This window comes from Pseudomonas sp. VS40 (assembly GCF_018587885.1).
In the GTDB taxonomy this organism is placed as follows: domain Bacteria; phylum Pseudomonadota; class Gammaproteobacteria; order Pseudomonadales; family Pseudomonadaceae; genus Aquipseudomonas; species Aquipseudomonas pergaminensis.
Genome location: NZ_JAGYWD010000013.1, coordinates 123,852 through 148,039, shown reverse-complemented (window position 1 = coordinate 148,039; position 24,188 = coordinate 123,852). Strand labels below are relative to the sequence as shown.

23 protein-coding genes and 1 pseudogene are annotated in these 24,188 nt (G+C 62.6%); 12 read left to right on the top strand and 12 right to left on the bottom strand.

Annotation, left to right across the window (positions count from 1 at the left end; genetic code table 11):
• Positions 1-460 (top strand): annotated as a pseudogene (locus tag KHP07_RS27815) (hypothetical protein); the annotation flags it as partial.
• Positions 461-465: 5 nt separating this feature from the next.
• Here KHP07_RS27815 and rhlE1 read toward each other — a convergent pair.
• Positions 466-1,800: an RNA helicase RhlE1 gene (gene rhlE1, locus KHP07_RS27810; RefSeq protein WP_100492099.1), complete on the bottom strand. Its 1,335-nt coding sequence runs from the start codon at positions 1,798-1,800 to the stop codon at positions 466-468.
• Positions 1,801-1,848: 48 nt separating this feature from the next.
• The gene (gene yedA, locus KHP07_RS27805; protein ID WP_078050302.1) at positions 1,849-2,745 is read right to left on the bottom strand and encodes a drug/metabolite exporter YedA; all 897 of its coding nucleotides are present in this window, start codon (positions 2,743-2,745) and stop codon (positions 1,849-1,851) included.
• A 160-nt stretch (positions 2,746-2,905) separates the two neighbouring features.
• On the opposite strand from yedA, the gene KHP07_RS27800 reads away from it, so the two are divergent.
• Positions 2,906-3,367 carry an Lrp/AsnC family transcriptional regulator gene (locus tag KHP07_RS27800; protein WP_214498400.1) on the top strand — a complete coding sequence of 154 codons (462 nt, stop codon included), beginning with the start codon at positions 2,906-2,908 and terminating at the stop codon, positions 3,365-3,367.
• Positions 3,368-3,406: 39 nt separating this feature from the next.
• A complete protein-coding gene (locus KHP07_RS27795; protein WP_250883743.1) occupies positions 3,407-3,673 on the top strand; it encodes a DUF6124 family protein in 267 nt (88 codons plus the stop codon).
• Positions 3,674-3,862: 189 nt separating this feature from the next.
• Here KHP07_RS27795 and KHP07_RS27790 read toward each other — a convergent pair whose 3' ends face one another.
• From KHP07_RS27790 to KHP07_RS27780, 3 genes are all read right to left on the bottom strand, one after another.
• The gene (locus tag KHP07_RS27790) at positions 3,863-4,474 is read right to left on the bottom strand and encodes a 3'-5' exonuclease (RefSeq protein ID WP_214498399.1); all 612 of its coding nucleotides are present in this window, start codon (positions 4,472-4,474) and stop codon (positions 3,863-3,865) included.
• 25 nt (positions 4,475-4,499) lie between these two features.
• The gene (locus KHP07_RS27785; protein WP_057024475.1) at positions 4,500-4,976 is read right to left on the bottom strand and encodes a LabA-like NYN domain-containing protein; all 477 of its coding nucleotides are present in this window, start codon (positions 4,974-4,976) and stop codon (positions 4,500-4,502) included.
• Between the two features lie 117 nt (positions 4,977-5,093).
• Positions 5,094-5,849, bottom strand: a complete 756-nt coding sequence (locus KHP07_RS27780; RefSeq protein WP_214498398.1) for a DUF2076 domain-containing protein — start codon at positions 5,847-5,849, stop codon at positions 5,094-5,096.
• Positions 5,850-6,025: 176 nt separating this feature from the next.
• Here KHP07_RS27780 and KHP07_RS27775 point away from each other — a divergent pair, with 176 nt between their 5' ends.
• Positions 6,026-6,685 (top strand): YciC family protein, encoded by a 660-nt coding sequence (locus tag KHP07_RS27775; RefSeq protein WP_078050307.1) that lies wholly within the window; start codon positions 6,026-6,028, stop codon positions 6,683-6,685.
• Positions 6,686-6,725: 40 nt separating this feature from the next.
• Entirely contained in the window at positions 6,726-7,814 is a 1,089-nt protein-coding gene (locus KHP07_RS27770) for an endonuclease/exonuclease/phosphatase family protein (protein ID WP_078050308.1), read from the top strand.
• 31 nt (positions 7,815-7,845) lie between these two features.
• On the opposite strand, the gene KHP07_RS27765 is transcribed toward KHP07_RS27770, so the two are convergent.
• Both KHP07_RS27765 and hrpB read right to left on the bottom strand, forming a co-directional pair.
• Positions 7,846-8,049, bottom strand: a complete 204-nt coding sequence (locus tag KHP07_RS27765; protein WP_078050309.1) for a tautomerase family protein — start codon at positions 8,047-8,049, stop codon at positions 7,846-7,848.
• A 147-nt stretch (positions 8,050-8,196) separates the two neighbouring features.
• Entirely contained in the window at positions 8,197-10,704 is a 2,508-nt protein-coding gene (gene hrpB / locus KHP07_RS27760; protein WP_214498397.1) for an ATP-dependent helicase HrpB, read from the bottom strand.
• Positions 10,705-10,956: 252 nt separating this feature from the next.
• Between hrpB and pmcY the strand changes: the two genes are divergently transcribed.
• Both pmcY and KHP07_RS27750 read left to right on the top strand, forming a co-directional pair.
• Entirely contained in the window at positions 10,957-11,376 is a 420-nt protein-coding gene (gene pmcY, locus KHP07_RS27755; protein WP_078050311.1) for a periplasmic Zn2+ metallochaperone PmcY, read from the top strand.
• A gap of 15 nt (positions 11,377-11,391) precedes the next feature.
• Entirely contained in the window at positions 11,392-12,285 is an 894-nt protein-coding gene (locus KHP07_RS27750; RefSeq protein WP_099491063.1) for a cation diffusion facilitator family transporter, read from the top strand.
• On the opposite strand, the gene KHP07_RS27745 is transcribed toward KHP07_RS27750, so the two are convergent.
• Positions 12,282-13,370: a DUF6515 family protein gene (locus tag KHP07_RS27745; RefSeq protein WP_099491064.1), complete on the bottom strand. Its 1,089-nt coding sequence runs from the start codon at positions 13,368-13,370 to the stop codon at positions 12,282-12,284. The two genes, KHP07_RS27750 and KHP07_RS27745, sit on opposite strands and share 4 nt — an antisense overlap.
• A gap of 398 nt (positions 13,371-13,768) precedes the next feature.
• Between KHP07_RS27745 and KHP07_RS27740 the strand changes: the two genes are divergently transcribed.
• Together KHP07_RS27740 and KHP07_RS27735 are read left to right on the top strand one after the other, a co-directional pair.
• Positions 13,769-14,248, top strand: a complete 480-nt coding sequence (locus KHP07_RS27740; RefSeq protein ID WP_003194418.1) for an Lrp/AsnC family transcriptional regulator — start codon at positions 13,769-13,771, stop codon at positions 14,246-14,248.
• Between the two features lie 192 nt (positions 14,249-14,440).
• Positions 14,441-14,650 carry a DUF2788 domain-containing protein gene (locus KHP07_RS27735; protein ID WP_032884769.1) on the top strand — a complete coding sequence of 70 codons (210 nt, stop codon included), beginning with the start codon at positions 14,441-14,443 and terminating at the stop codon, positions 14,648-14,650.
• Here KHP07_RS27735 and KHP07_RS27730 read toward each other — a convergent pair.
• The 4 genes from KHP07_RS27730 to KHP07_RS27715 form a co-directional block, all read right to left on the bottom strand.
• Positions 14,645-15,280, bottom strand: coding sequence for a pseudouridine synthase (locus KHP07_RS27730; protein WP_250883742.1), 636 nt, complete (start codon positions 15,278-15,280; stop codon positions 14,645-14,647). The genes KHP07_RS27735 and KHP07_RS27730 overlap by 6 nt on opposite strands.
• A gap of 71 nt (positions 15,281-15,351) precedes the next feature.
• Positions 15,352-16,824 (bottom strand): AMP nucleosidase, encoded by a 1,473-nt coding sequence (gene amn / locus KHP07_RS27725; protein ID WP_161630243.1) that lies wholly within the window; start codon positions 16,822-16,824, stop codon positions 15,352-15,354.
• Between the two features lie 66 nt (positions 16,825-16,890).
• On the bottom strand, positions 16,891-18,537 hold the full coding sequence (locus KHP07_RS27720) for an acyl-CoA dehydrogenase family protein (RefSeq protein WP_214498396.1): 1,647 nt from the start codon (positions 18,535-18,537) through the stop codon (positions 16,891-16,893).
• A 68-nt stretch (positions 18,538-18,605) separates the two neighbouring features.
• Entirely contained in the window at positions 18,606-20,996 is a 2,391-nt protein-coding gene (locus KHP07_RS27715; protein WP_214498395.1) for a hybrid sensor histidine kinase/response regulator, read from the bottom strand.
• A 277-nt stretch (positions 20,997-21,273) separates the two neighbouring features.
• On the opposite strand from KHP07_RS27715, the gene KHP07_RS27710 reads away from it, so the two are divergent.
• Genes KHP07_RS27710 through hemL form a run of 3 tightly spaced genes read left to right on the top strand, consistent with a single transcriptional unit; the run spans position 21,274 to position 24,014 of the window.
• A complete protein-coding gene (locus tag KHP07_RS27710) occupies positions 21,274-22,071 on the top strand; it encodes a hydroxymethylpyrimidine/phosphomethylpyrimidine kinase (RefSeq protein WP_049711392.1) in 798 nt (265 codons plus the stop codon).
• A gap of 18 nt (positions 22,072-22,089) precedes the next feature.
• A complete protein-coding gene (thiE, locus tag KHP07_RS27705) occupies positions 22,090-22,719 on the top strand; it encodes a thiamine phosphate synthase (RefSeq protein ID WP_214498394.1) in 630 nt (209 codons plus the stop codon).
• 11 nt (positions 22,720-22,730) lie between these two features.
• Complete coding sequence (hemL, locus tag KHP07_RS27700; protein WP_078050318.1) at positions 22,731-24,014, top strand: glutamate-1-semialdehyde 2,1-aminomutase; 1,284 nt, start codon at positions 22,731-22,733, stop codon at positions 24,012-24,014.
• The last annotated feature ends 174 nt before the right edge of the window (positions 24,015-24,188 follow it).

Sequence of the window (24,188 nt, the reverse complement as noted above, 5' to 3'; positions counted from 1 at the left end):
CGCGGGCAAGCCCGCTCCCACCTTTGACTGCATTCCAATGTTGGAACTCGGTCAAATGTGGGAGATTTGCGGTGAATTCCGAGCCGTCTTCGCGGGCAAGCCCGCTCCCACCTTTGACTGCATTCCAGTGTTGGAACTCGGTCAAATGTGGGAGATTTGCGGTGAATTCCGAGCCGTCTTCGCGGGCAAGCCCACTCCCACCTTTGACTGCATTCCAATGTTGGAACTCGGTCAAATGTGGGAGATTTGCGGTGAATTCCGAGCCGTCTTCGCGGGCAAGCCCGCTCCCACCTTTGACTGCATTCCAATGTTGGAACTCGGTCAAATGTGGGAGATTTGCGGTGAATTCCGAGCCGTCTTCGCGGGCAAGCCCGCTCCCACCTTTGACTGCATTCCAATGTTAGAACTCGGTCAAATGTGGGAGCTGGCTTGCCTGCGAAGAGGCCATCAGCAGCGCTGAAAAACTTACTTCTTCTTACGCGGCCCGGTATTGAACACCGGCACCTTGCGCACCGGCTTGATCGACGGCTCAGCCGGCGCGACGTCGCCGCTGTCCACCCACTTGCCCAGGTTGCGCTTACCGCCCCCACCCGACGCTTTAGGCTTCTTCGGTTTTTTCGGTTTCTTCACCACCTGCCCGCTGGCATCGGTGTCCGGCACACGATGCTCCGGCTCGAAGTCCGGCTCCATCTTGCGGGTCAAGGTCTGGCGCGTCAGCATTTCGATGGCCGACAGCATGTTGACTTCATCGGCACACACCAGGGAAATCGCTTCCCCGGTGTTACCCGCACGCCCGGTACGGCCGATGCGGTGGATGTAGTCTTCGGCCACGATCGGCAAGTCGAAGTTGACCACCAGCGGCAGGTCTTCGATATCCAGGCCACGGGCCGCCACGTCGGTGGCCACCAGGATCTGCACTTCGCTGGATTTGAAGCGGTCCAGCGCACGCTGGCGCGTGGCTTGCGGCTTGTCGCCATGGATGCCGTCGGCATTGATGCCCAGGCCCTGCAACTTATCCACCAGCGCATCCACGCCGTTACGGGTCTTGGCGAACACCAGCACCTGCTTCCAGCGGCCTTTGCGCATAAGGTGCACAAACAGCTCCGGCTTGCGCTTCTTGTCCACCGGCACCACCCACTGCTTCACGGTGTTGGCGGCGACGTTGCGCGGGCTGACTTCGATGCTCAGCGGGTCGTTGAGCATCTGCCCCGCCAGCAGGCGTATGTCATCGGAGAAGGTCGCGGAGAACAGCAGCGTCTGGCGCTTTTTCGGCAGCATGCGATAAATGTTCGCCAGCTCTTCGGAGAAGCCCAGGTCGAGCATGCGGTCGGCTTCGTCCAGCACCAGGGTTTGCAGCTGGTTGAGCTTCAGCGCGTTCTGGCGGAACAGGTCGATCAGGCGGCCAGGCGTGGCGACCAGAATGTCGACGCCCTTGCGCAGCTTCATCATCTGCGGGTTGATGCTCACGCCGCCGTACACCGCGTAAGTGGTCAGCGGCAGGTGTTGCGCGTACTCGGCAACGCTGGCGTGAACCTGCTCGGCCAGCTCGCGGGTCGGGCACAGAATCAGCGCGCGCGCTGAGTTGGCGGCGACTTTCGGCCCTTCCATCGTCAGCAGCTGCAGCAGCGGCAAGGCAAAACCGGCGGTCTTGCCGGTGCCGGTCTGGGCCGCAGCCATCAAGTCGCGACCGGCCAGCACTGCCGGTATGGCTTGCGCCTGCACCGGCGTAGGGGTCTGGTAGCCAAGCGTCTCAAGGGCGCGCAGCAAGGGTTCGATCAGGCCAAGGGTGGCGAAAGTCATGTGTTTACCGTAGGAAAAATTCAGCGCAAGGGCGTAATGCGCCGCAGTTTACCTTATTTCCGGCTTGGGCTTGCGCCACTGGGGCAGGCTGATCAACAGCACGGCGCTGATGATCACCAGCATGGCCAACGCCTCTTCCAGGCCGATGGTCTCGCCGATGAACACGATCCCCAGCAACACCGCGACCGCCGGGTTGACGTAGGCATAGCTGGTCGCCGCCGCCGGGCGCACGTGCTTGAGCAGGTACATATAGGCGTTGAAGGCGATGATCGAGCCAAACACCGTCAGATAGGCCAGGGCCAGCCAGCCTTCCAGCGGCGGCGTGGCCTGCAGGCGTTCACCGGAAAGCGCGCTGACGAACAACAGCGCCACACCGGCGACCAGCATCTCCGCAGCACTGGCCATGGCGCCCTGGGGCAACGGCAATTGCCGGCTCCACACCGAACCAAACGCCCAGGAAGCCGCCGCCACCAACAGCAACACAGCACCCATCGGGCTCGACTGCAACGTGCTGCCCATATTGAGCATGGCGATGCCGATGATCCCCAGAATCACCCCCGCCCACTCCAAGCGAGTGTTGCGCGCGCCCCAGAAATACCCACACAGCAAGGTGAACAACGGCACCGTCGCCACGGCCAGCGCCGCCACGCCGGACGACACCCCCATGTGTTCCGCCACGCTGACACCGCCATTGCCCACGGTGAGCAGCAAAAGACCAATCATCCCGGCTGCTTTCCACTGCGGCCACGTCGGTGCCGGCACCCCACGCCAGCGCAGGAAGCCATACATCAACGCCCCCGCCGTGCAAAACCGAATCCCCGCCAGCAACAACGGCGGCCAGTACTCCACGCCGATGCGAATCACCAGATAGGTGGAACCCCAGATCACATACAGCGCAAAAAAGGCGGCGATCAACGGTAAGGGAAAGCGACGTGGGCCAGGCATTGGGCGGCTCTATGGCAGGAGATGGGAGGCTTATTCTAAAAAGACAGGTCGTTAAACATAAGTTACAAAACCTGTTTAAAACGCCAATACACTTTTCAAAGCATGGTTGTGAAGGCTATAAACCGTGTTTTCGAAAGCCACGCGCAACTGGAGCCTTCTCATGGACAAATACGACCGCATGCTCCTCAGTGCCCTGCTCGAAGACGGCCGCGCGTCCTACGCGCAACTGGCGCGCACGGTAAACCTCTCCGCCCCCGCCGTGGCCGAGCGCGTGGCCAAGCTGGAGGCCAGCGGCGTGATCACTGGGTATCAGGCCAAGGTGGACCTGTCCAAAGTGGGGTTGCCGATCCAGTGCGTGATTGAACTGCGGCTGACCAATCATGGCAGCCAGAAGGTGTATGACGCGTTGGCGGAAATTCCCGAGCTGACAGAGTGCCATCGGGTGACCGGCGACCCGTGCGTGATCATGCAGGCAGCCGTGGGGTCGATGCCGGAGTTGGAGAACCTGATCAACCGGGTGGCCAAGTTCGGGTTCAGCAAGACCTCGATTATTTTGTCGAGTGCGATAGCGCGGCGGGTACCGTTGGGGCAGTTGGAGGGCAATGGGAAAAATGGTGGCTGAACCGCCGCCATCGCAGGCAAGCCAGCTCCCACAGTTGAAATGCATTCCAACGGTGGGAGCTGGCTTGCCTGCGATGACGTCAGTTGCATCAAAGCCTGCGCCCCGGATGCGCCCCATTTCATTCTGAACGACAACCTGAGCTTCGAAGACGCCCTCGCCCATGCGGCCGATTTGCTGCATTGCGCGGTGGAGACGGCGCATGCGTCGAGTGAGGCGATGAAGGCGCAGCAGCGGGCGGTGATGCATTTGGTGGGGATGGCGAAGGGCGTGGTGGATCGGGCGTTGGAGTGTGTGCAGCCACACTAGCTTTGTGGTGAGCGGGCTTGCCCCGCGCTGGGCCGCGAAGCAGCCCCAATTAAGGGCGCCGCGTTCTTTCAGTTAGAACGGAGTGTCAGGTTTTGGGGCTGCTCCGCAGCCCAGCGCGGGGCAAGCCCGCTCACCACAGAAGCCCGTTCACCACAGAGAAGACCGGGCCCACAGGAGATTGTGGCGAGGTCAGAACCCGCGATGCTTCTCCAGGTGCTCATTGATCTTCGCCGCCGGCACTTTCTGCAAGGTGCACAGCAACTCATGGGACAGTTCGCGCAAGCCGTGGGTGCGGCGCAGTTCCTGGGCCAGGTGGGCTGTGAGGTTAGCTGCCATTTCCGCATCTGCCATCGCTCGGTGAGCCTTGCCGGTGTGGGGCAGTTGCGCGTAGGTGTTGAGGGTGCCGAGCTTGTGGTTGGGTGCAGCCGGCATGAGGCGGCGTGCAAGAAGCAGGGAGCAGGCGAATTTTTGCAGGCGGGTACGGCGGATCAGGCCCAGTTCGTAGTCCCAGAACTTCTGGTCGAACGCGGCGTTGTGCGCCATCAGTGGCGTGGTGCCGACGAACTCGTTGACCTCGTTCATCACTCGCTCGGCCGGCGGCGCGCTGCGCAGCATGGCGTTGCTGATGCCGGTGAGTTGCTCGATAAAACCCGGCACGCGCACGCCGGCGTTCATCAGGCTCTGGTAGCGGTCCACAATCTGGCCACGTTCGAGGATGACCACCGCGATTTCAGTGGCCCGGCAATGGCTGCTCGGGGTGATGCCGGTGGTTTCAAAGTCGATGACCGCTATACGTTCCAAACCTGTTCCAACTCCGTCTTAGCATTTATTTGAGCAACAACGCGCCTTCAATCGGCACGTAGCGGCTGGCGGCGCGTATCAATGAATTGGCCGTCAGCCCCGGTACACCATAGGCCACGGCCTCGACGCCATGCTTGTGGATAACCCGGTCGAGCAACATGTCGAAATCACCGTCACCGGAGGCCAGCACGATTTCGTCGACGTGGTCGGCGGCGTCCATGATGTCGATGGTGATCCCCACGTCCCAGTCGCCCTTGGCCGAGCCGTCGCTGCGCTGGATGTAGGGCTTGAGTTTTACCGTGAAACCCAGGTTGCGCAGGATCTGCTGGAATTGCTGCTGTTTGCTGTCGCCACGGTCGATGGCATACGCGTACGCCTCGACGATCTGCCCGCGCGCGCTGATATCAGCCCACAACGCGGCGTAGTTGAAGTGGCAGCCATAGGCCTGGCGAACGGTGTAGTAGAGGTTTTGAACATCGGCGAACACTGCAATTTTCTTCACCGCACTTCCTCATGACAGCCAGGCGCCAGGGCCCGGAAAGGGTGCCAGTATGCCAGCCGCGAGAACGTTTCCGGGAAAAATCAGACCGGGGCGGCGAAGCGCCCCGGCCGAGGTGGGTCAGACGAAGGAATCGTCGTCGCCGAAGGAAGAAGAATCGTCGGAATAATCGCTGTCGGTGAAGCTGTCCGAGTTGTCACTGCCCCAGCTGTCATTGCCGGCGTACTTCTGGTCATCGCCGCCCCAGCCGCCCTGGTCACTGGCGGGCGCCGGCTGTTCGATGATTTCCTCGACCACCTGCGGTTGCTGGTTGTGATGGAACAGGCTGCTGATGCCTTCGGCCAGCAACACACCACCGGCCACGCCGGCTGCGGTTTTCATCGCGCCGCCGAGGAAACCGCTACCTATCGGGGCTGCCGGCGCTTGTTGCGGCTGTTGGTAGTTCTGCTGGGGCGCGCCGTAGTTCTGCTGCGGCGCAGGCTGGCTGAACCCAGGCCGCCCCGGTTCACGCCAGCCGCCACCGGAAGACGGCGGGGCGCTCTGCGCAGATTGGGGGTCGCGGGAACCACCGCCAAAGATGCTCGACAAGAACCCACCGCTGCTCGCCGGAGCGGCTGGCGCGGATTTCGCCCGCTGCAGCTCATCCTGCAACTGCTGGATCTGCTGCGCCTGCTCCTTGTTTAGCGCGTCGAGACTTTTGAGCGCGTGCTCTTGCACCAGGATCGACTGGGTCATGTAGTACCCGGCTGCCGGTTGGCGAGTCATGTGCTCCTTGATCCGCGCTTCGGCCTGGGCGTCGCGGGGGGCTGAGTCCGTTTCGGCTTGTTGCAACCGTGAAAACAGTCCATCGATCAGGGTTTGCTCTTCGCTGTTCATGGCGACCTCGTTAGATTGCCGGTAGAAATCGTGGTCTCGCCTGTGATCAGGCGCCGCTCTAGTTATGGGGGTGTTACGAGTTGTTTCAATGGTCTTTACTCAAGGTTTACGTTTGCTTACCGCCCGTGATGATCGGTTAAAGTGTTGCCCTTGCTTTCAGGCCTGCGATGAACTCGATGAATCCGTTAGACGTGCTGCGCGACTCCTTCCGTTTCACCCAACGCAACCTGGGCGCTATCGTCCAGCTGTGTTTGCCGTTGGTGATTTTCGAGGCCCTGCTGCAACAGGTGCTCAACCACGTGGTGGGCCCGGATGCATTCCCTGGCTACAGCGTGGTGGTGGGGTTGCTGGTGTACCCGCTGTACACCGGCGCGTTGATCCTGTTTCTGGATGCCCGCACCCGTGGCGAGTCACCGACTACCAAGGATGTATGGGCCATGGCCCTGACCCTGTGGCCGCGCTTCGCCCTGCTGACGGCCATGAGCACGCTGCTGATCCTGCTGGGGCTGTCGCTGTATTTCCTGCCGGGCCTGTGGCTGATGGTGGTGCTGGCCTTTGCCGAGTACCTGCTGGTGCTGCGCGGCATGCCGGCGCTGGAGGCGATGAAGGAAAGCTTCCGCCTGAGCCGTGGGCATTTCTGGCTGATCCTGGTGTGCCTGCTGTGCGTGATGACGCCACTGTGGCTGCTCAAGGGCGCCAGCGTTGCGGCCTACCCCACGCCTGCGCCGCTGCTGGGCCTGTTTCTGGACAGTGCCCACAGCTTCCTGCAACTGTTTACCAGCGTGGTGCTGTTCCGGTTATTCATGCTGATCGGTGGCGATGCCGACGCGCGGTGATATGCTCCGTGCCACTCCTGAAACGCTATAAGCCGAGCCGATGACCCGTTTATTGCGCATAACCCTGCTGGGCCTGCTGATCATTGCAGGCCTGCTCGCCGCCCTGATCTACAGCCTGACCTGGCGCCCCGAGGCGAAGGAAACCCTGCCGGTGAGTTGTGTCGCGCCCCGTGCGCCCACGCTGCTGCCCGGGCAGGCGCTCAAGGTCATGACCTGGAACGTGCAATACCTGGCCGGCAAGAACTACGTGTTCTGGTACGACACCGCCGACGGCAGTGGCCCGGACGACCGCCCGACCGTGGAAGACATGGCCGCCAGCCTCGACGAAGTGGCGCGGGTGATCCGTGACGAACAACCCGACATCCTGCTGCTGCAGGAACTCGACGAAAACGCCAAGCCCTCCCATTACCAAGACCAGCTTGCCCTGTTGCAAGAGCGCCTGGTCGACCTCTACCCCTGCAGTGCCCAGGCCTTCGACTGGAAAGCCGACTTCGTGCCCGACCGGCATATCTTCGGCAGCGTCGGCCGTAAATTGGCGACCCTCAGCCGTTACCAGATCGAACACGCCGAACGCCTGCAATTGCCGGCCCCCGAGGCGAACTTCATCAGCCGCCAGTTCCAACCCAAGCCGGCCTTGCTGTTGACCTACCTGCCGCTGAGCGACGGTGGCCAACTGGCCGTGCTCAACACCCGCCTGGACGGTGACGCCCCTGGGCGCAGCGCGGTGCAGGAGCAGGTACAAACCACGGTCAAGCTGCTGGATAAATTCGAAGGGCGCGGCACACCCTGGCTGATCGGCGGCGACTTCAACCTGCTGCCCCTGGGCCAATTCCTGCGGCTGGACGCCGGCAAGCGTGGGCAATATTCGCCGGACAGCGAGCTGCATTTGCTGTGGGACAAATACCCGATGATCCCGAGCAACAGCCAATCCAGCGGGATTGACCGTGAGAAGTGGCTGACCCACTTCCCCAACGACCCGAGCGTCGACGGGCCGGACCGCACGCTCGATTACCTGTTCTACAGCCCGCGAATCAAGCGGGTGGAGGCGAAAGTGCGGCAGGAGGACACGTTGCGCATTTCCAACCACCTGCCGGTGATCGCTCGGTTCCTGCTGCCCGCCGCACAATAATCCCTGCCATGGGAGCACGGGCTGTGCGCGTTTATTCGACTCTTTTTCGGTACTCGGTGGTGGTGATTCCCGCGTAGCCCCAGTTATCCGTATCCACCTCTTCGATGACGATGTGAGTAAGGTGCGGGTCCTTATTGAGCACGGTTTGCATGGTGTTGGTTATTTCGGCGATGACCTGGGCTTTCTGCTCCTGGGTCACGCCATCACGGGTAATACGGACGCTGATGAAAGGCATGGAAAAGTCTCCACTTCGCCCCTCATCGACATGATGAGGCGGCAAGTGTGGAGACTTTAGAATGTTGCCTAGGGCGGATAAATGCGGCGGCGGGAACATCATTTGTGATGCCGCGTAATGAATAAAGGCACATCCTGGGGGCGCTGATTATTTACGCGGTTTGATTCGCGCGGTTGCCTCGGCCACCAGCGGGTCATCCGGCCAGTAATGCTTGGGGTATCGCCCTTTCAAATCCTTTTTTACCTCGGCGTAGGTACTGCGCCAGAAGTTCGCCAGGTCCTGGGTCACTTGCACCGGCCGGCGTGCCGGGGACAGCAGATGCAGCTTCACCACCTGGCGCCCGCCGGCAATGCGCGGGGTGTCGGCCAGCCCGAACAGTTCTTGCAGGCGCACCGCCAAGATCGGCGGCTGTTCGCTGTAGTCCAGGCGCACCGACGAGCCCGAGGGCACTTTCACATGCTGTGGCGCCAGTTCGTCCAGGCGCTGGGGCAGCGGCCAGGGCAGCAGGTTGTGCAGGAAGCTGGAAATGTCCAGGTTGGCGAAATGGCTCAAGCGCGAGACTTTGCCCAGGTAAGGCATCAGCCAATGTTCAAGGCTGGCGAGCAACGCCTTGTCGCTGATATCGGGCCACTCGCTGGTTTTGCCGGCGTCGAGGTGCCGCAGCAGCATGACCCGCGCCTGCCATTGGCGCAGCTCGGGCGTCCACGGCAGTAGCTCGAGGCCTTTGCGGCGCACCAGATTGACTAGCGCCTGGCTGCGCGCGGACTCGTCCAGGCCGGTCAGGGGTTCGCGGCTCAGTACCAGCTCGTCGACTTTGCGCTGGCGCTCGGCGCGCAGTACGCCTTCGCGTTCGTCCCAATCCAACTGGTCGACGTTGCGCACTTGTTCGGCGAGCACCGTGTCGAACAGCGCCGGATCAAAGTCCGCCGCCAGGTAGATGCGTTCCTCACGCTGGCCCTGGCGGCTGCCCAGATCGGCGATGACCAACCAAGGCTGTTTCATCAGACTGTCGGCTTCGGCGAACAGCGCCGCGCGGCCGTTGGCCAGGCGGTATTCAGCGCCGCCGGCGCGACGCTGTTGAGCGACACGGTCCGGGTAAGCCAGGGCGAGCAAGGCGCCGAGCCAGCGCGAGTGGTCGGGGTCGGCCACCGGTTGCGTGGCCTGGCCTCTCAAGTAGCCGCGATACTGTCGCGCCAGTTGCTTGGCCCGCTGCACCCCGCCTTGGGTGCCACGCGCACGTGCTTCGCCGGACAACAGCGCCAGGCGACTGTGCAAATCCGCGCCGCCGCCGCGCAGGATATCGCGCTCGCCCAGCAGGGCCGCGACATCGCAGGCGGTGGCAGCCAACCCCAGGTCCTGCCCGCGCAACAGCAGGTGCGCGATACGCGGATGGGCCGGCAGTTCGGCCATTTTCTGCCCGTGGGCGGTCAGTTTGTCGTCGTCCAATGCGCCGAGGCGCACGAGCAGATCCTGGGCTTGGGCATACGCGGCGGTGGGCGGCACGTCCAGCCACACCAGCTGCGTGGGCGTAACGCCCCAGCGCGCCAACTGCAGCGCCAAGGCGGCCAGGTCGGCCGCAAGGATTTCCGCACTGCCGTAGGCGGCCAGGCCTTCATGCTGGTCCTCGGACCACAAGCGATAGCAAACGCCCGGCTCCAGCCGCCCTGCCCGACCGGCGCGCTGAGTGGCGCTGGCGCGGGAAATGCGTTGGGTGTCGAGACGGGTCATGCCGCTGCCCGGGTCGAAACGCGGCACCCGCGCCAACCCGGCGTCGATCACTACGCGCACGCCGTTGATAGTAAGACTGGTCTCGGCGATGTTGGTCGCCAGCACCACTTTGCGTGTACCTGCGGGCGCCGGGTCGATGGCGGCGCGCTGGGCGGCAAGGTCCAGCTCGCCATGCAGCGGGCACAGCAGCACATCACTGCGATCGCCCAAGGCCTCGGCCAATTGCTGGTTGACCCGGCGAATCTCCGCCTGCCCCGGCAAGAACACCAGCACGCTGCCGGTTTCGTCATGCAGGGCCTCAAGGATGGTTTGCACCACACGCGGCTCGATGAATTCACCGGGCTGGTAAGGCCGGCCCCAGCGCATCTGCACCGGAAACATGCGCCCTTCGCTGCGCAGGATCGGCGCGTCATCCAGCAGGCTGGCCAGGCGCTCGCCTTCGAGGGTGGCGGACATCAGCAGGATTTTCAGCGGCTGCTCATCGCGAAACAGCTCGCGGCCGTTCAGGCTCAGAGCCAGCGCCAGGTCGGCGTCGAGGCTGCGTTCGTGGAACTCGTCGAAGATCAGCAAGCCCACGCCGTCCAGCGCCGGGTCGTCTTGCAGACGGCGGGTGAGGATGCCTTCGGTGACCACTTCGATACGGGTGTTGGGGCCGACTTTGCTGTCGAGGCGAATGCGATAGCCGACGGTTTCTCCGACCTTCTCGCCCAACTCACTGGCCAAGCGTTCGGCCGCTGCCCGGGCTGCCAGACGGCGCGGTTCGAGCATCAGGATGGTCTGCCCGGCCAGCCATGGCTCGTTCAACAACGCCAAGGGCACACGGGTGGTTTTACCGGCGCCGGGGGGCGCTTCCAGAACGGCTTCATGGCGAATCGCCAAGGCGTCACGCAGGGCGGGTAAAACTTCATCAATCGGCAACGAATTCATACTGGCTCCAAAGCAGAGCGGCGAGTATAACGGCGAACTGCCAAGTGCCGACGATGGTCTCAGAAACGCCACCCACATCAATTGTGAATGCAATCAAGGGTGGGAGCTGGCTTGCCTGCGATAGCGGCGTGTCAGCCAATGCACTGTTGGCTGCTCCACCGCTTTCGCAGGCAAGCCAGCTCCCACGTTGGACCGGCGTTGTTCAGCTGATCTGGCTTATAGTCCTCTTTAAATCGTGTTCAGGAGAATGTTATGCGTATCGCTTCCCGTGTCATTGGCGGTGTCCTCGCCGTCACCCTGCTGAGCCAATTGACGGCCTGCGGTTCGATCTTCTACCCGGACCGCCGTGGCCAGATCGACGGCAAGATCGACCCGACCATCGCTGTGCTCGATGCCATCGGCCTGCTGTTCTACGTCATCCCCGGCCTGATTGCCTTCGGCGTGGACTTCGCCACCGGCGCGATCTACTTCGAGCCGGGCAAGACCGCCCAGGTCGACCCGCAAAAACTCCACGAAGCCATCGGCGCCGACGGCCAGGTCGACAATGCCAAGCTGCAAAGCATCATCCTGAAAGAAACCGGCCGCAGCCTGCCGCTCGACGACCCGCGCATGATCCAGTTCAAAGGCAGCGTGCAACAACTCGCCACCCTGGGCCTGCAACCCGCCGCTTAAGGATTCGACCCGCCTATGACCAGCAGCCCCGAACACGCCAGGCTCTTGCGCCTGGCCACCCGCGCGTCGGTGGGCGTGGCCTGTGTGCTGATTGTCACCAAGGCCATCGCCTGGTGGTTCAGTGGCTCGGTGAGCATGCTCGCCGGCTTGACCGACTCCCTGCTGGACGGCGTGACTTCACTGCTGAACCTCGTCGCCGTGCATTACGCCCTGCGCCCCGCCGATGACGATCACCGCTATGGACATGGCAAGGCGGAGTCGCTGTCGGGCATGGCCCAGGCGCTGTTCATCGGCGGCAGTGCGGTGTTGATCGCGTTCCAGGCCTACGAGCGCCTGCAACATCCGGAACCGGTGGGCGCGCCGTGGTTGAGCATCGGCGTGATCATCTTTTCCCTGGTGTTGACCGTGGCCTTGTTGATGCTGCAACACCGGGTGATCCGCGAAACCGGCTCCAATGCCGTGCGCGCCGATTCACTGCACTACCGCTCGGACTTGATGCTCAACGGCAGCATCCTCGTGGCGCTGGTGCTGGCGGGCATGGGCTTTCACCAAGTCGACGCCTGGTTCGGCCTGGGTATCGCCGCCTACATTTTGTGGAGCGCGATCCAGATCGCCCGGGAAAGCTTTGCGGTGTTGATGGATGAAGAGCTGCCGCCAGACGTCAGCCAGCACATGCTGGAACTGGCGCGTGGTGTACCGGGGGTGTTGGGTGCGCATGATTTGCGCACGCGCATTTCCGGCAGCCACTGGTTTGTGCAGCTGCATTTGGAATTGCCAGGGGAATTGACGCTGTCAGTGGCCCACGGCATCAGCGACCAGGCCGCCGATGCCATCCACAAGGCCTACCCGCGCGCCGAAGTGCTGGTGCACGCCGACCCGCGGGAAGTGGTCACAGGCAACAAAACCTAGTACTGCACCTGATAACCGCGACTGCTCAGGCAGTTGCCCTGGGCCTGACGGTAGGTTTGCACCACCGCCGGGTCGGGGGCGTAGGTGACTTGCTGCGGGTCGAAACCGCTTTGCTGCACAGCCCAGCGATAACAGTCGTAGCCGTCCTGCTGCACCTGGGCCGGTGACTGGCCGTTGGCGGGGTACGCGACCACGTCATAGCCATTGCCTTGCGGCGCGGGCTGCGGTGCCGGTACGGCGGCCGGCGGTTGCACCACCACGTACTGCTGGGAGCTGCTTTCGTAGGTGTAGTAGGAGCCCGCCGCGAGGAAGAACAGCGCACTGCCTATCCACACTTCACGCGCGTAGTCCGGCAGGTAATGCACGCGGATGCCGTACGGCGGCGTCACCACCACGTAGCGCGGCCCTTGCGGACGGTACCAGTAGCCGCCGGAGTAGAAGTAATCCTGGCCACGGTAAGGCACGCGGTAATTGCGGTCGGGGAAACGGTCGATCACGTAACCCGGACGATGTTGCGGGCCTGGGCCCCAGCCATTGCCATGGCCGTCGGGGCGACCTGGCCAGCGGTTGTCGCCGGGATGGCCATTGTTGAACCCGCCGCCATTGTTACCGGGCCGAGAGCCTGGGCCGCCGGCTTCCCAATGCTGGTTGCCGTCGTTGCGTCGCGGGATGTCACGGTAATAGCCCTGGCGCGGTTCCTGGGTCTGGCGCACGGTGTCGGGGCGACTCTGGATCGGCAGGTTGTTAGACGGCTGTGGTTGCGGTGGCTGCACGGGTCGCCCCTGCTCATTACCCTGGGGACGTCCCTGCCATTGGCCACCCCCGTTCTGGCCTCCGCGATCGAAGTGTTGGTTCTGTGGGCGCGGCTGATTGTTTTCCGGCCTTGGCTGGTTATTCTGCGGACGCGGTGGGTTGTTCTGCGGGCGTGGCTGTTCACTTCCCCCTGGCCGTCCGCCCTCCGGCCCTCGTTCATGCTGACCACCGCCTTCACCGCGCGGCGCATTTTCACGCTCGTCGGCCACTGCCTGGGCGCCAACGGTGACCATCAGCAAACCTACACCTGCCAAACGCCAGATGCGCTTCATGCTATTCCTCACTGCGGATTAGGGCCTGTCCATGAGACTGGAAAAGCAAGGCCCGGTTCTCGCACAGGTTATCAGCAGGCAAAAGAAAAGGGGTGACCCGTCGGCCACCCCTTGAGAACTTCGTCCTGGCTCAACGCTTTTGACGTTGGCTCACCTCACGCCGTCTTGTGGACAGTGTGCAGCCTGGAGGCCGGCTCAACCCTGCTGGGGTGGCGGCCGCTGCGGGCCTGATTGGGCTCGCTGCAAGTGGACTGTTGTCCAGGCGGTGATTCTGTTGATAAAGATACCCGCCAGCGCCCGACAGATGATTGCGAAGATTGCGTCAATAAACAGTGCTTGCGCAATTTTTAACCCTTCATGGATAATTCACCGCAATAGTTACGACAAAGGCCAACCCAATGAGCAAGCTTGACCGATACGACCTGAGTATTTTGGCGGAATTGCAGCGCGACGCGAGGATCTCCAACCAAGAGTTGGCCGAACGCATCGGCTTGTCGCCATCGCCGTGCTCGCGCCGCGTCAAGCAGTTGGAAGACGACGGCTACATCGCGCGCCAGGTCGCCTTGCTCGACCGCAAGATGCTCGGCCTGAGCCTCACGGCCTATGTGCTGATCGGCATGGACCGCCACACCCCCGAGCGTTTCGAGAACTTCGAAGCGGCCATCCGCACCCTGCCCCAAGTGCTGGAATGCAGCCTGGTGACGGGGATGGATGCTGACTATCAGTTGAAAGTGGTGGTGCCAGACATGGATCACTACCAGAAACTGCTGCTGGGCCACCTGACCCGCATTGAAGGCGTGACCAGCGTGCGTTCCAGCTTTGTGTTGAACCAGGTACTCAACAGCACCGAGTTGCCGCTGACTCACCTAAGAACCTGAGATCACCACTCAACAATGTGGGAGCTGGCTTGCCTGCGATGCAGGCAGCTCGATGTGTCAGCAAAACCGAGGTGATGCCATCGCAGGCAAGCCAGCTCCCACATTGACCGCGCCGACTCAGGTCAATGTTGCGCCTCAGACGCTGCCTTATACTGCCCGCCTGCCTTTGTCGGAAAATTCGCCATGAACAACATCGACCCCGCCCTCTTTGAAGAATGGATGATGACCGGCCTGGTCACTGTCCTGATCATTTTCATGGGCTTTATCGTCTGGGACCTGGCAAAGAAGTCCAAGGCCGGGCGCTTTGGCTCGTTCATCCTGTTCTTCGTGCTGGGCCTGGGCGTGGCCGCGTTCATCATCAAGAGCGTAGTGATCGGCCTGATCGAGTCCGGCGCTTTATAAGCGCGCCGGCACTTCCTTCCACTGGCCTTGATCCAGGCCATCGATTGTCCAATCGCCAATCCGCACGCGCACCAGCCGCAACGTGGGCAACCCCACGGCGGCGGTCATGCGCCGTACCTGGCGGTTGCGCCCTTCACGAATGACCAGCTCCAGCCAGTGCGTCGGGACGCTTTTGCGAAACCGCACAGGCGGGTTACGCGGCCACAACTCGGGCTCACCCAACGGCCGCGCTTCGGCGGGCAAGGTCTTGCCGTCGTTAAGCTCCACGCCCTCGCGCAAGCGTTGCAGCTGCTCTTCGGTCGGCTCGCCTTCGACCTGCACCCAGTAGGTTTTCGCCAGCTTGTGCTTGGGGTCGGCAATTCGCGCCTGCAGCTGGCCGTCATTGGTCAGCAGCAACAGGCCTTCGCTGTCACGGTCCAGGCGGCCCGCCGGGTAGATGCCGGGGATGTCGATGAAATCCTTGAGCGTCGCACGCCCGCCTTCGTCGCTGAACTGGGTCAGTACGTCGAATGGTTTATTGAACAGGATCAGCTTCGGCTCGGCAGGCGGTGCCTTGGCGACACGCCGCGCAGCGGAATACGGGGGTTTCACGCCAGGGCGGCGCGAATCGGGACGGGTGGGACGGGACATGGCAAAGGAACATCTAACGGTCAGGACCGACAATGCTAGTGGCCTGACCGTTAAATGACCATCCCAACCGCTTAGCGGAACGGCGGCTCGTCGAAGCTGCGCAGTTTGCGCGAGTGCAGCGAGTTGAGTTCGGTGCGCAGCAAATCCACCGCTTCGATGCCGATCTTCAAGTGCTGGCTCACCGCACGCTCATAGAACGCGTTGGCAGAGCCTGGCAGCTTGATTTCGCTGTGCAGCGGTTTGTCCGACACACACAGCAAAGTGCCGTACGGCACCCGCAGACGATACCCCTGGGCGGCGATGGTGCCGCTTTCCATATCCACGGCCACCGCGCGGGACAGGTTGATCAGCGGGCGTTCCTGGGCCCAGCGCAGTTCCCAGTTGCGGTCGTCATAGGTCAGCACGGTGCCGGTGCGCAGGCGCTTTTTCAGCTCTTCGCCTTTTTCGCCGGTGACGTTGGCGGCTGCCTGCTGCAGCGCCAGCTGCACTTCGGCCAGCGCCGGGATCGGGATGTTCGGCGGCACCACGCGGTCGAGAATCCCGTCGCGGCGCATATAGGCGTGCGCCAATACGTAGTCGCCGATGGTCTGGGATTGGCGCAGGCCGCCGCAGTGGCCGATCATCAGCCAGCAATGCGGACGCAGCACGGCCAGGTGGTCGGTGATGTTCTTGGCATTGGATGGGCCAACACCGATGTTCACCAGGGTCACGCCGTGGCCATCGGTGGCCTGCAGGTGATAGGCCGGCATCTGGTAGCGGTGCCACACCACGCCAGCGGCAATCGCCGAGGCCTCGCCGTGGTCCATGCTCTTGTCGATCACCACGTTGCCCGGCAACACCATGCGGATAAAGCGCGGGTCGCTGCGCAGTTGTTCCAGGCCATGCAGGATGAACTGGTCAACATAGCGGTGGTAGTTGGTCAGCAGGATCCACGGCTGCACATGGCGCCAGTCGCTGCCGGTGTAGTGCACCAGGCGACGCAGGGAAAAGTCCACGCGCGCCGCATCGAACAGCGCCAGGGGCAGCGGGTCGGTGTTTTCCCAGTCGTAGAGGCCATCGGCGATGCCGTCGGTGGCCGCCGACAGGTCGGTGCTGGGGAACACACGGGCCAGGGTCGCGGCAGTTACACCGGAACCGGCCAGCTCATCGCCCTGCTCCACCACGTAGGGGTACGGGATGTTTTGCTGGCTCACACCGACTTCCACCGTCACGGTGAAGTCGTGCATCAGCGGCACCAACTGCTCCAGCAGGTATTTACGGAACGCCGCAGGATGGGTGACGGTGACGCTGTAGGTCCCCGGCAACTGGACCTTGGCATATGCCCGGGTAGTCTGTGGGACTTCGCCGTGGCAGTGGTAGGTCAGGCGCAGTTCCGGATAGCGGAACAACGCACGTTGTTCGGCGTCAGGCTCGACGCGGTCTTTGAGGTATTGCTTGAGGGCTTGATTGAGCGCGCCCGTGGCACGCTCATGCAGGGCCGCCAGCCGGTCCACGGCTTCTTCAGCGGTTTGAACGACAACAAAAGCTTCGGTCACGGTAAGCATCCTGTGTTCTGACGTGCAGGCCTTTATCTTGCCTGTATCCCCGTCAGACGCAAACTTTGAATGCAATCAACAAGGTGTGGACCTGGCGACAATCGCCGCCACGTCCACGCCACGCGGCAGGGTGCCATACACCCGACCGGACGCGTCGCCCAACCGGCTGGCGATAAACCCATCGCTCACCGCCGCATTCCCCGCCTCCAGTAGCAACTTGGCCTGCAACGCCACGGCGATGTCTTCGGTGAGCTGCCGCGCGCGGTATTGGATGTCCTGGGTGTCCATAAATGCCGACTTCAGTTGCTCGATATGCCGCGCCAGCAGACGGTCGCCATGCCCATCGCCCAATTCGACAAACAGTGCCTCCAACACACCCGGCTCTTTGGACAACGCCCGCAGCACGTCCAGGCACTGCACGTTGCCCGAACCTTCCCACGTCGAGTTCACCGGTGCCTCACGGTACAGACGCGGCAGGATGCTGTCCTCGACATACCCGGCACCGCCCATGCACTCGGCGGCCTCGTTGATCATCGCCGGGGCGCGCTTGCAGATCCAATACTTGCCCACCGCCGTCACCAGCCGGGCGAACTTGGCTTCCTGCTCATCCCCCAGATGATCCAGCGCCCGGCCCATGCGCAGGCTCAGGGCCAGCGCGGATTCGCTTTCCAGTGCCAGGTCAGCCAGCACGTTTTGCATCAGCGGTTGCTCACTGAGCACGCGGCCACCCACGGAACGATGGGCACAATGATGGCTAGCCTGGGTCAGCGCCTGACGCATCAGCGCGCTGGAGCCGACCATGCAATCGAAGCGGGTCATGGCGACCATCTCGATGATGGTCGGCACACCACGGCCTTCTTCGCCGATCATCCAGGCCAGGGCGCCACGAAACTCCACTTCGCTGGAGGCATTGGAGCAGTTGCCGAGCTTGTTTTTCAGGCGCTGGATATAGAACTCGTTGCGCGTGTCATCCGGGCGGTGCCGGGGCAGCAGGAAACAGGTGAGGCCCTTGTCGGTCTGGGCCAGGGTCAGGAACGCATCGCACATCGGCGCCGAGCAGAACCACTTGTGGCCCACCAGCTCATACGCCTGGCCCGGGCCGCCGGCGCCCACCGGATAGGCGCGGGTGGTGTTGGCGCGCACGTCGGTGCCGCCCTGCTTCTCGGTCATGGCCATGCCGATCGTAACGCCGGCCTTGTGGGCGATGCCGACGTTGCGTGGGTCATATTGGGTGTTGAGGATTTTCGGCAGCCAGGTGTCAGCCAGGTCCGGCTGCAAACGCAGGGCGGGCACGCAGGCGAAGGTCATGGTCAGCGGGCATCCGGTGCCGGCTTCGGCCTGGCTGTGCAAGTAGGTCATGGCGGCGCGGGCCACATGGGCACCAGGCTGCGGGTGCGCCCAGGGCAGCGAGGGCAGACCATGTTCGACGGCAGCGCGCATCAGTTCGTGGTAAGCCGGGTGAAACTCCACCAGGTCGATGCGATGGCCATAGCGGTCATGGCTGCTGAACACGGGTTTGTTCTGGTTTGCCAGGAACCCGGCTTCCATCAACGGCCCGCCGGCCAGTGCACCGTAGGCATCGATGCGTTCCTGCGCCCAGCCGGCGCCAAAGCGGCGCGACCATTCCTGCAGAGGCAGATCGATACGGTACAGGTTGGTGCCATCCAGGGACGGCGGCTGGTTGGTGACGTCGTGGGTTTCGGCAAACTGATGCAGGTTCATGACGGGCCTCCTGAAAAAAGGCCACGTTCAGTTGAGGCCCGAATTTCAGTTAAGCACCGTCATACGGCTTAAAAAAGTGGCATACCCGCCGAATGTCCGGCGCTTTCGCCCTCTACCGGCCCCAGCAACCGGCGCTCCAACACCGCCTGCAGTGCCTCGAAACGCACCGGTTTGGCCAGGCGGTCCGAGACACCGACGCCGTGACAATGCTCGCGCTCCGACACATTCAGCGAGGTACTCAAGGCGATCACCGGCAGCTCACCGCAACCAGGCAGTGCACGAATCTGGCAGCACAACGAAAAACCACCTTCGGGAATATCCAACAGCACCGCGTCGAAATTCCCACTCTGCAAGGCAGCCAAGGCATTCGCGCCGCTGTCCACGGTTTTCACCCGGTAACCCAGTTTGAGCAGCATGCCGCGCACGACCAGTTGGCCGACACTGTTGTCATCCACCAACAGCACCGAGCACTCCTGAGGCGCGCGCTGCCGATGGGGCGCAGGCTTGGACTCGGCCGGCACCGGGCTGACTTCCACTTCCAGTTGGAAGCGGCTGCCTTTGCGGGGCTCGGAATGATGGGTGAGGCGCCCGCCCAGCAACTCGATCAGTTGTCGGCAGATGGCCAGACCGATACCCAGGCCGCCGTACTCGCGCGTGGTGGACCCATCGAGCTGGAAGAAACGCTGGTACAGGGTCGCTTCATCGAGGAAAGCAAAGCCGATACCCGTGTCGGTGACGATAAAGCTCAGGCGCAAGCGACCGTCACTGTGGGGCACGCCGACCACACGCAGGCGAACCGAACCTTCGTGGGTGAATTTGAACGCGTTATCCAGCAGGCAGTCCAGGCATTGCAGCAGTTTGTCGACGTCACCTTGCACGCGGTCTGGCAGTTCGTCCGCCACGTCGATGGAAAACGCCAGGCCTTTGCTCTGGGCGCTGGCGCTGAACTGCTGGCGCAGGGTGTCGAGTGCGCCGCGCAGGCTGAACACCTGGGGCTGGGCGCTCAGGCGTCCGGCCTGCAGCTCGGTGAGGGTGAGGATGCCGTTGACCATGCGCATCATGTCCCGCGCCGAGCCGGCGGCGGTTTGCTGGTACTGCGCCAGGTCCGCATCCAAAGGCACGGTCTGCATCAGTTCGAGGGAGCCGATCACGCCGTTCATGGGGGTACGCAGTTCGTGGGTCAGGGTGGCGAGGAATTCATCCTTGAGCCGGTTGCTGCGGGCCAGTTGCTGGTTGAGCACTTCGAGCTTCTGGCTGGCGTCGAAGAGGATCTGCGCCTGTTGCTCGCGCATGCCGTTGATGCGGTCCGCCAGGGCCAGGGACAGCAGGGCCACTTCGATGGCCGAGCCGATCTGGCTGGCGTACATCGTCAGGAACATATTCGGCAGGTAGCCCAGCACCATCATCGTGTTGACGACCCCGCCCAGCAGGAACGCCGACCAGGCGATGATGAAGTAACGCGCCATACGCTGCCCGCAATACCAGGCCTTGATGGCGGCCACGAAGATGGTCACGGTAAACACCAGCGCCAGGCCAGTCGCCAGGCGCAATGCCAAGGCGTAACTGGTCATCAGCGCCAGCAGCATCACCACGGCGCCGCAGCCCACCAGCCCAAGCAACAGACGATTGATCCAGCGGCTATGCTGGGCGGTGTGCAGGAAGCTGCGCGCAAACAGGCTACCGAACAGCGCTGCCGAGCCAATCAGGAACGGCACCGCGGCGTTGGTCCACCACGGGTTGTTCGGCCAGAAATACTCCGCGGCCACGCCGTTGACCGACAACTGGTACAGGCCGAACGAGGCGATATAAAGGATGTAATACAGGTAACTGGTGTCACGCACGCTCAGGTAGATGAACAGGTTGTAGATCAACATCCCCAGCAATACACCGTAGATCGCTCCCAGCACGTACAAGCGCAGCGGCTGCTCTTCCAGGTACGCGGTGCCGGACCAGAGCGTCAAGGGTGCCTGGATCGAGCCTTGGCTCTGGAGGCGCAGGTAGACGGTTTGCTGTTGGTCGGGCACAAAGTTGAGCTTGAACAAATAATTGCTCTGGCTCACTTGCCGGCTGGAAAACGGCAACGCGCTGCCGGTGCGGGCGGTGAGTCGATAGTTGCCGGTGGTGTCGCGCTGGTACAGGTCCAGGCGGTTCAACGGCGGGTAGGCCAGTTCCAGGAACCAGGTGCGCGGGGATCGCGGGTCTTTGGCCAGGTAATGCAGGTCGACTTTAAGCCAGAACACCGAGTGTGAATAACCGGCATTGAGGGTGGCTTTGTCGTGAGTCTTGAACTGTGCGGCGTAGGTGGGGGATGTGACATCGGCGATGGTCAGGGCATCGGTCGGGTCTTCGAGCACTTGCATGGCTCGGCCCAACGGCAGGCTTCGCGTGTCCTGAGTGAACTCGATGGCGCTGGCGAGCATCGGCAGCCCGCACAACAATAAAATCAGCAAATAGCGCATAGAGCCCCAGCGTGGCCTGTCCGGTTATGTCAAAAAGCCCCCCATTCCTTTTGAGAAGACGTACACCGGCAATACAGTAAGTAGTTTGGATCCACTCTAGCATAGCCACTAAAGGCTATTGGACACCATTGAAATAATTTTTTGAAAGGCTCTAGAACAGGCCTTACAGAGGTTTTTTGACGTTAAGCCACGCGCCAAAAAATCGTCGCCCACCCGGCAAAATTCAACCATCGCCAGACGGCCCCGCCAAAAGCGTTTGGTGGTAAGCTCGCGCACCATGAATATCTACAGCTCTCGCCCTGTTGTCCTCTGTCTCTCCGGCCATGATCCCAGTGGTGGCGCCGGCTTGCAGGCAGATATCGAAGCCCTGCTCGCCCAGGGTTGCCATGCGGCTCCGGCCGTCACCGCCCTGACCGTGCAGAACACGGTCAACGTCAGCGATTTCCGCGTGCTCGACCGCGAATGGGTACTGGCCCAGGCCAATGCCGTGCTCGGTGACTCCGAAGTGGCGGCGGTCAAGCTGGGTATGCTCGGTTCCACCGCGATGGTCGACACCGTGGTCGAACTGCTGCAGGCGCACCCGCACCTGCCGGTGGTGTGCGACCCGGTGCTGCGTGCCGGCGGCGGTGGCAGCCTGGGCAAGGACGAGGTCGGCTATGCGATGCGCGAGCGGTTGTTGCCGCTGTCACTGATCGCCACGCCGAACCTGCCCGAGGCACGCATCCTCGCCGAGCTGCCTGAGGGCACCGCAGACGAATGCGCCGAGAAGCTGCTGCCCTACATCAAGCACCTGTTGATTACCGGTGGCCACGGCGACGAGCACGAAGTGCACAACCGCCTCTACAGCCGCGACGGCACACGCCAGACCTTTACCTGCCAGCGCCTGCCCGGCAGTTATCACGGTTCGGGCTGTACGCTGGCCAGCGCACTGGCGGGTCGGATTGCCCAGGGCGAAGGGCTGGTGAGCGCCGTGCAATCGGCCCTCAACTACACTTGGCGCACCCTGCGTGACGCTGAACAACTCGGCCAGGGCCAGTTTGTACCGCGCCGGTTGCCGCTGGATTTCTGCTCTTAAGACCAAGAGGCCTGCCCGATGAAACTACGTGGCCTTTACGCCATTACCGACAGCCAACTGTTGGCCGGCAAATTCCTTGCCTACGTCGAAGCGGCGCTGGACGGTGGCCTGACCCTGCTGCAGTACCGCGACAAAAGCAGCGACGAAGCCCGCCGGCTGCGCGAAGCAGAAAAGCTGCGGGAACTGTGCTCGCGCTACAAGACCCAGTTGATCATCAACGACGACGCTGAATTGGCCGCGCGCCTTGGCGTCGGCGTGCACCTGGGCCAGACCGACGGCCCACTGACCCCGGCCCGTGCGCTGCTCGGTTCCAAGGCCATCATCGGCTCGACCTGCCACAGCCAGATCGAACTGGCCGAGCAGGCGGCCAAGGAAGGCGCCAGCTATGTCGCCTTCGGCCGCTTCTTCAATTCCAATACCAAGCCAGGCGCCCCCGCCGCCACCGTCGAGATGCTGGCCCAGGCCCGCGCGCGCTTGCATTTGCCGATCTGTGTGATCGGCGGCATTACCCTTGAGAACGCCGAACCCTTGGTGGCCCAGGGTGCCGACCTGCTGGCGGTGGTGCACGGCCTGTTTGGCGCCGACACGACCCAGGAAGTCACGCGCCGCGCGCGCGCGTTCAACGATCTGCTTAAAATTTCAGTTTAGAGAGCCCCATCATGTCCCGTTCCGAAACGCTGTTTGCCAATGCCCAGAAACACATCCCCGGCGGTGTGAACTCCCCCGTGCGTGCGTTCAAGAGCGTCGGCGGCACGCCGTTGTTCTTCAAGCATGCCGAAGGCGCCTACGTCACTGACGAAGATGACAAACGCTATGTGGACTACGTGGGTTCCTGGGGCCCGATGATCCTCGGCCACAGCCACCCGGACGTGCTGGACGCGGTGCGCAAGCAGCTGGAACACGGCCTGTCCTACGGTGCGCCGACCGCCATGGAAACCGAAATGGCGGATTTGGTATGCAGCATCGTGCCGTCGATGGAGATGGTGCGCATGGTCAGCTCGGGCACCGAAGCCACCATGAGCGCGATCCGCCTGGCCCGTGGTTTCACCGGCCGCGACAGCATCATCAAGTTCGAAGGCTGCTACCACGGCCATTCCGACAGCCTGCTGGTCAAGGCCGGTTCCGGCGCGCTGACCCAAGGCGTACCGAGCTCGGCCGGCGTACCGGCCGCGTTTGCCAAACACACCCTGACCCTGCCGTTCAACGACATCGCCGCCGTTGAGCAGATGCTCAGCGAAGTCGGCCAGGACGTGGCGTGCATCATCGTTGAGCCGGTGGCGGGCAACATGAACTGCGTACCGCCAGCGCCGGGCTTTCTCGAAGGCCTGCGCGAGCAATGCGATAAGCACGGCGTGGTACTGATTTTCGACGAAGTGATGACCGGTTTCCGCGTCGCCCTCGGTGGCGCCCAAGCGCATTACGGTGTCACGCCGGACCTGAGCACTTTCGGCAAGATCATCGGCGGCGGCATGCCAGTGGGCTGCTTCGGTGGCAAGCGTGAAATCATGCAGCACATCGCGCCACTGGGCCCGGTGTACCAGGCCGGCACCTTGTCGGGTAACCCGCTGGCCATGGCCGCCGGCCTGACCACCCTGCGCCTGATCAGCCGCCCGGGCTTCCACGCCGAGCTGACCGACTACACCACACGCCTGCTCGACGGCCTGCAACAGCGTGCCGATGCCGCCGGTATCCCGTTTGTTACCACCCAGGCGGGCGGGATGTTCGGCCTGTACTTCAGCGGCGCCGACGACATTGTCACCTTTGATGACGTGATGGGCAGCGATGCCGACTTGTTCAAACGCTTCTTCCACCTGATGCTGGAAGGCGGCGTGTACCTGGCACCAAGCGCTTTCGAAGCCGGGTTCACCTCGATCGCCCATGGCGACGCCGAGTTGAAACTGACCCTTGACGCCGCCGAACGCGCCTTCGCCGCACTGAAATAAAAGGCCGAAAAAATCAGGCACCGGCCAAACGGTGTCTGATTTGCTACTTTGCTTACAGAGATTTCCGAGTTTTTTCGAGAAATCACCTGCAATCCGGCAGATAACTTGCCCAAGCAGCAGAAAAACGAGTAAAGACTTTGTAAGCAGAGGCCTGCTTATTTCATAATGCGCGCT

Excerpts from the sequence above, each read along its gene's own strand:
- KHP07_RS27750 (WP_099491063.1), top strand. The coding sequence starts at position 11,392 with ATGACCAGCAGCCCCGAACACGCCAGGCTCTTGCGCCTGGCCACCCGC.
- KHP07_RS27730 (WP_250883742.1), bottom strand. The coding sequence starts at position 15,280 with ATGTCCCGTCCCACCCGTCCCGATTCGCGCCGCCCTGGCGTGAAACCC.
- KHP07_RS27720 (WP_214498396.1), bottom strand. The coding sequence starts at position 18,537 with ATGAACCTGCATCAGTTTGCCGAAACCCACGACGTCACCAACCAGCCG.
- KHP07_RS27745 (WP_099491064.1), bottom strand. The coding sequence starts at position 13,370 with ATGAAGCGCATCTGGCGTTTGGCAGGTGTAGGTTTGCTGATGGTCACC.
- thiE (WP_214498394.1), top strand. The coding sequence starts at position 22,090 with ATGAAACTACGTGGCCTTTACGCCATTACCGACAGCCAACTGTTGGCC.
- KHP07_RS27710 (WP_049711392.1), top strand. The coding sequence starts at position 21,274 with ATGAATATCTACAGCTCTCGCCCTGTTGTCCTCTGTCTCTCCGGCCAT.
- KHP07_RS27765 (WP_078050309.1), bottom strand. The coding sequence starts at position 8,049 with ATGCCTTTCATCAGCGTCCGTATTACCCGTGATGGCGTGACCCAGGAG.
- KHP07_RS27740 (WP_003194418.1), top strand. The coding sequence starts at position 13,769 with ATGAGCAAGCTTGACCGATACGACCTGAGTATTTTGGCGGAATTGCAG.
- yedA (WP_078050302.1), bottom strand. The coding sequence starts at position 2,745 with ATGCCTGGCCCACGTCGCTTTCCCTTACCGTTGATCGCCGCCTTTTTT.
- hemL (WP_078050318.1), top strand. The coding sequence starts at position 22,731 with ATGTCCCGTTCCGAAACGCTGTTTGCCAATGCCCAGAAACACATCCCC.
- hrpB (WP_214498397.1), bottom strand. The coding sequence starts at position 10,704 with ATGAATTCGTTGCCGATTGATGAAGTTTTACCCGCCCTGCGTGACGCC.
- rhlE1 (WP_100492099.1), bottom strand. The coding sequence starts at position 1,800 with ATGACTTTCGCCACCCTTGGCCTGATCGAACCCTTGCTGCGCGCCCTT.
- amn (WP_161630243.1), bottom strand. The coding sequence starts at position 16,824 with ATGCTTACCGTGACCGAAGCTTTTGTTGTCGTTCAAACCGCTGAAGAA.
- KHP07_RS27795 (WP_250883743.1), top strand. The coding sequence starts at position 3,407 with ATGCATTCCAACGGTGGGAGCTGGCTTGCCTGCGATGACGTCAGTTGC.
- KHP07_RS27780 (WP_214498398.1), bottom strand. The coding sequence starts at position 5,849 with ATGAACAGCGAAGAGCAAACCCTGATCGATGGACTGTTTTCACGGTTG.
- KHP07_RS27715 (WP_214498395.1), bottom strand. The coding sequence starts at position 20,996 with ATGCGCTATTTGCTGATTTTATTGTTGTGCGGGCTGCCGATGCTCGCC.
- KHP07_RS27775 (WP_078050307.1), top strand. The coding sequence starts at position 6,026 with ATGAATCCGTTAGACGTGCTGCGCGACTCCTTCCGTTTCACCCAACGC.
- KHP07_RS27770 (WP_078050308.1), top strand. The coding sequence starts at position 6,726 with ATGACCCGTTTATTGCGCATAACCCTGCTGGGCCTGCTGATCATTGCA.
- pmcY (WP_078050311.1), top strand. The coding sequence starts at position 10,957 with ATGCGTATCGCTTCCCGTGTCATTGGCGGTGTCCTCGCCGTCACCCTG.
- KHP07_RS27800 (WP_214498400.1), top strand. The coding sequence starts at position 2,906 with ATGGACAAATACGACCGCATGCTCCTCAGTGCCCTGCTCGAAGACGGC.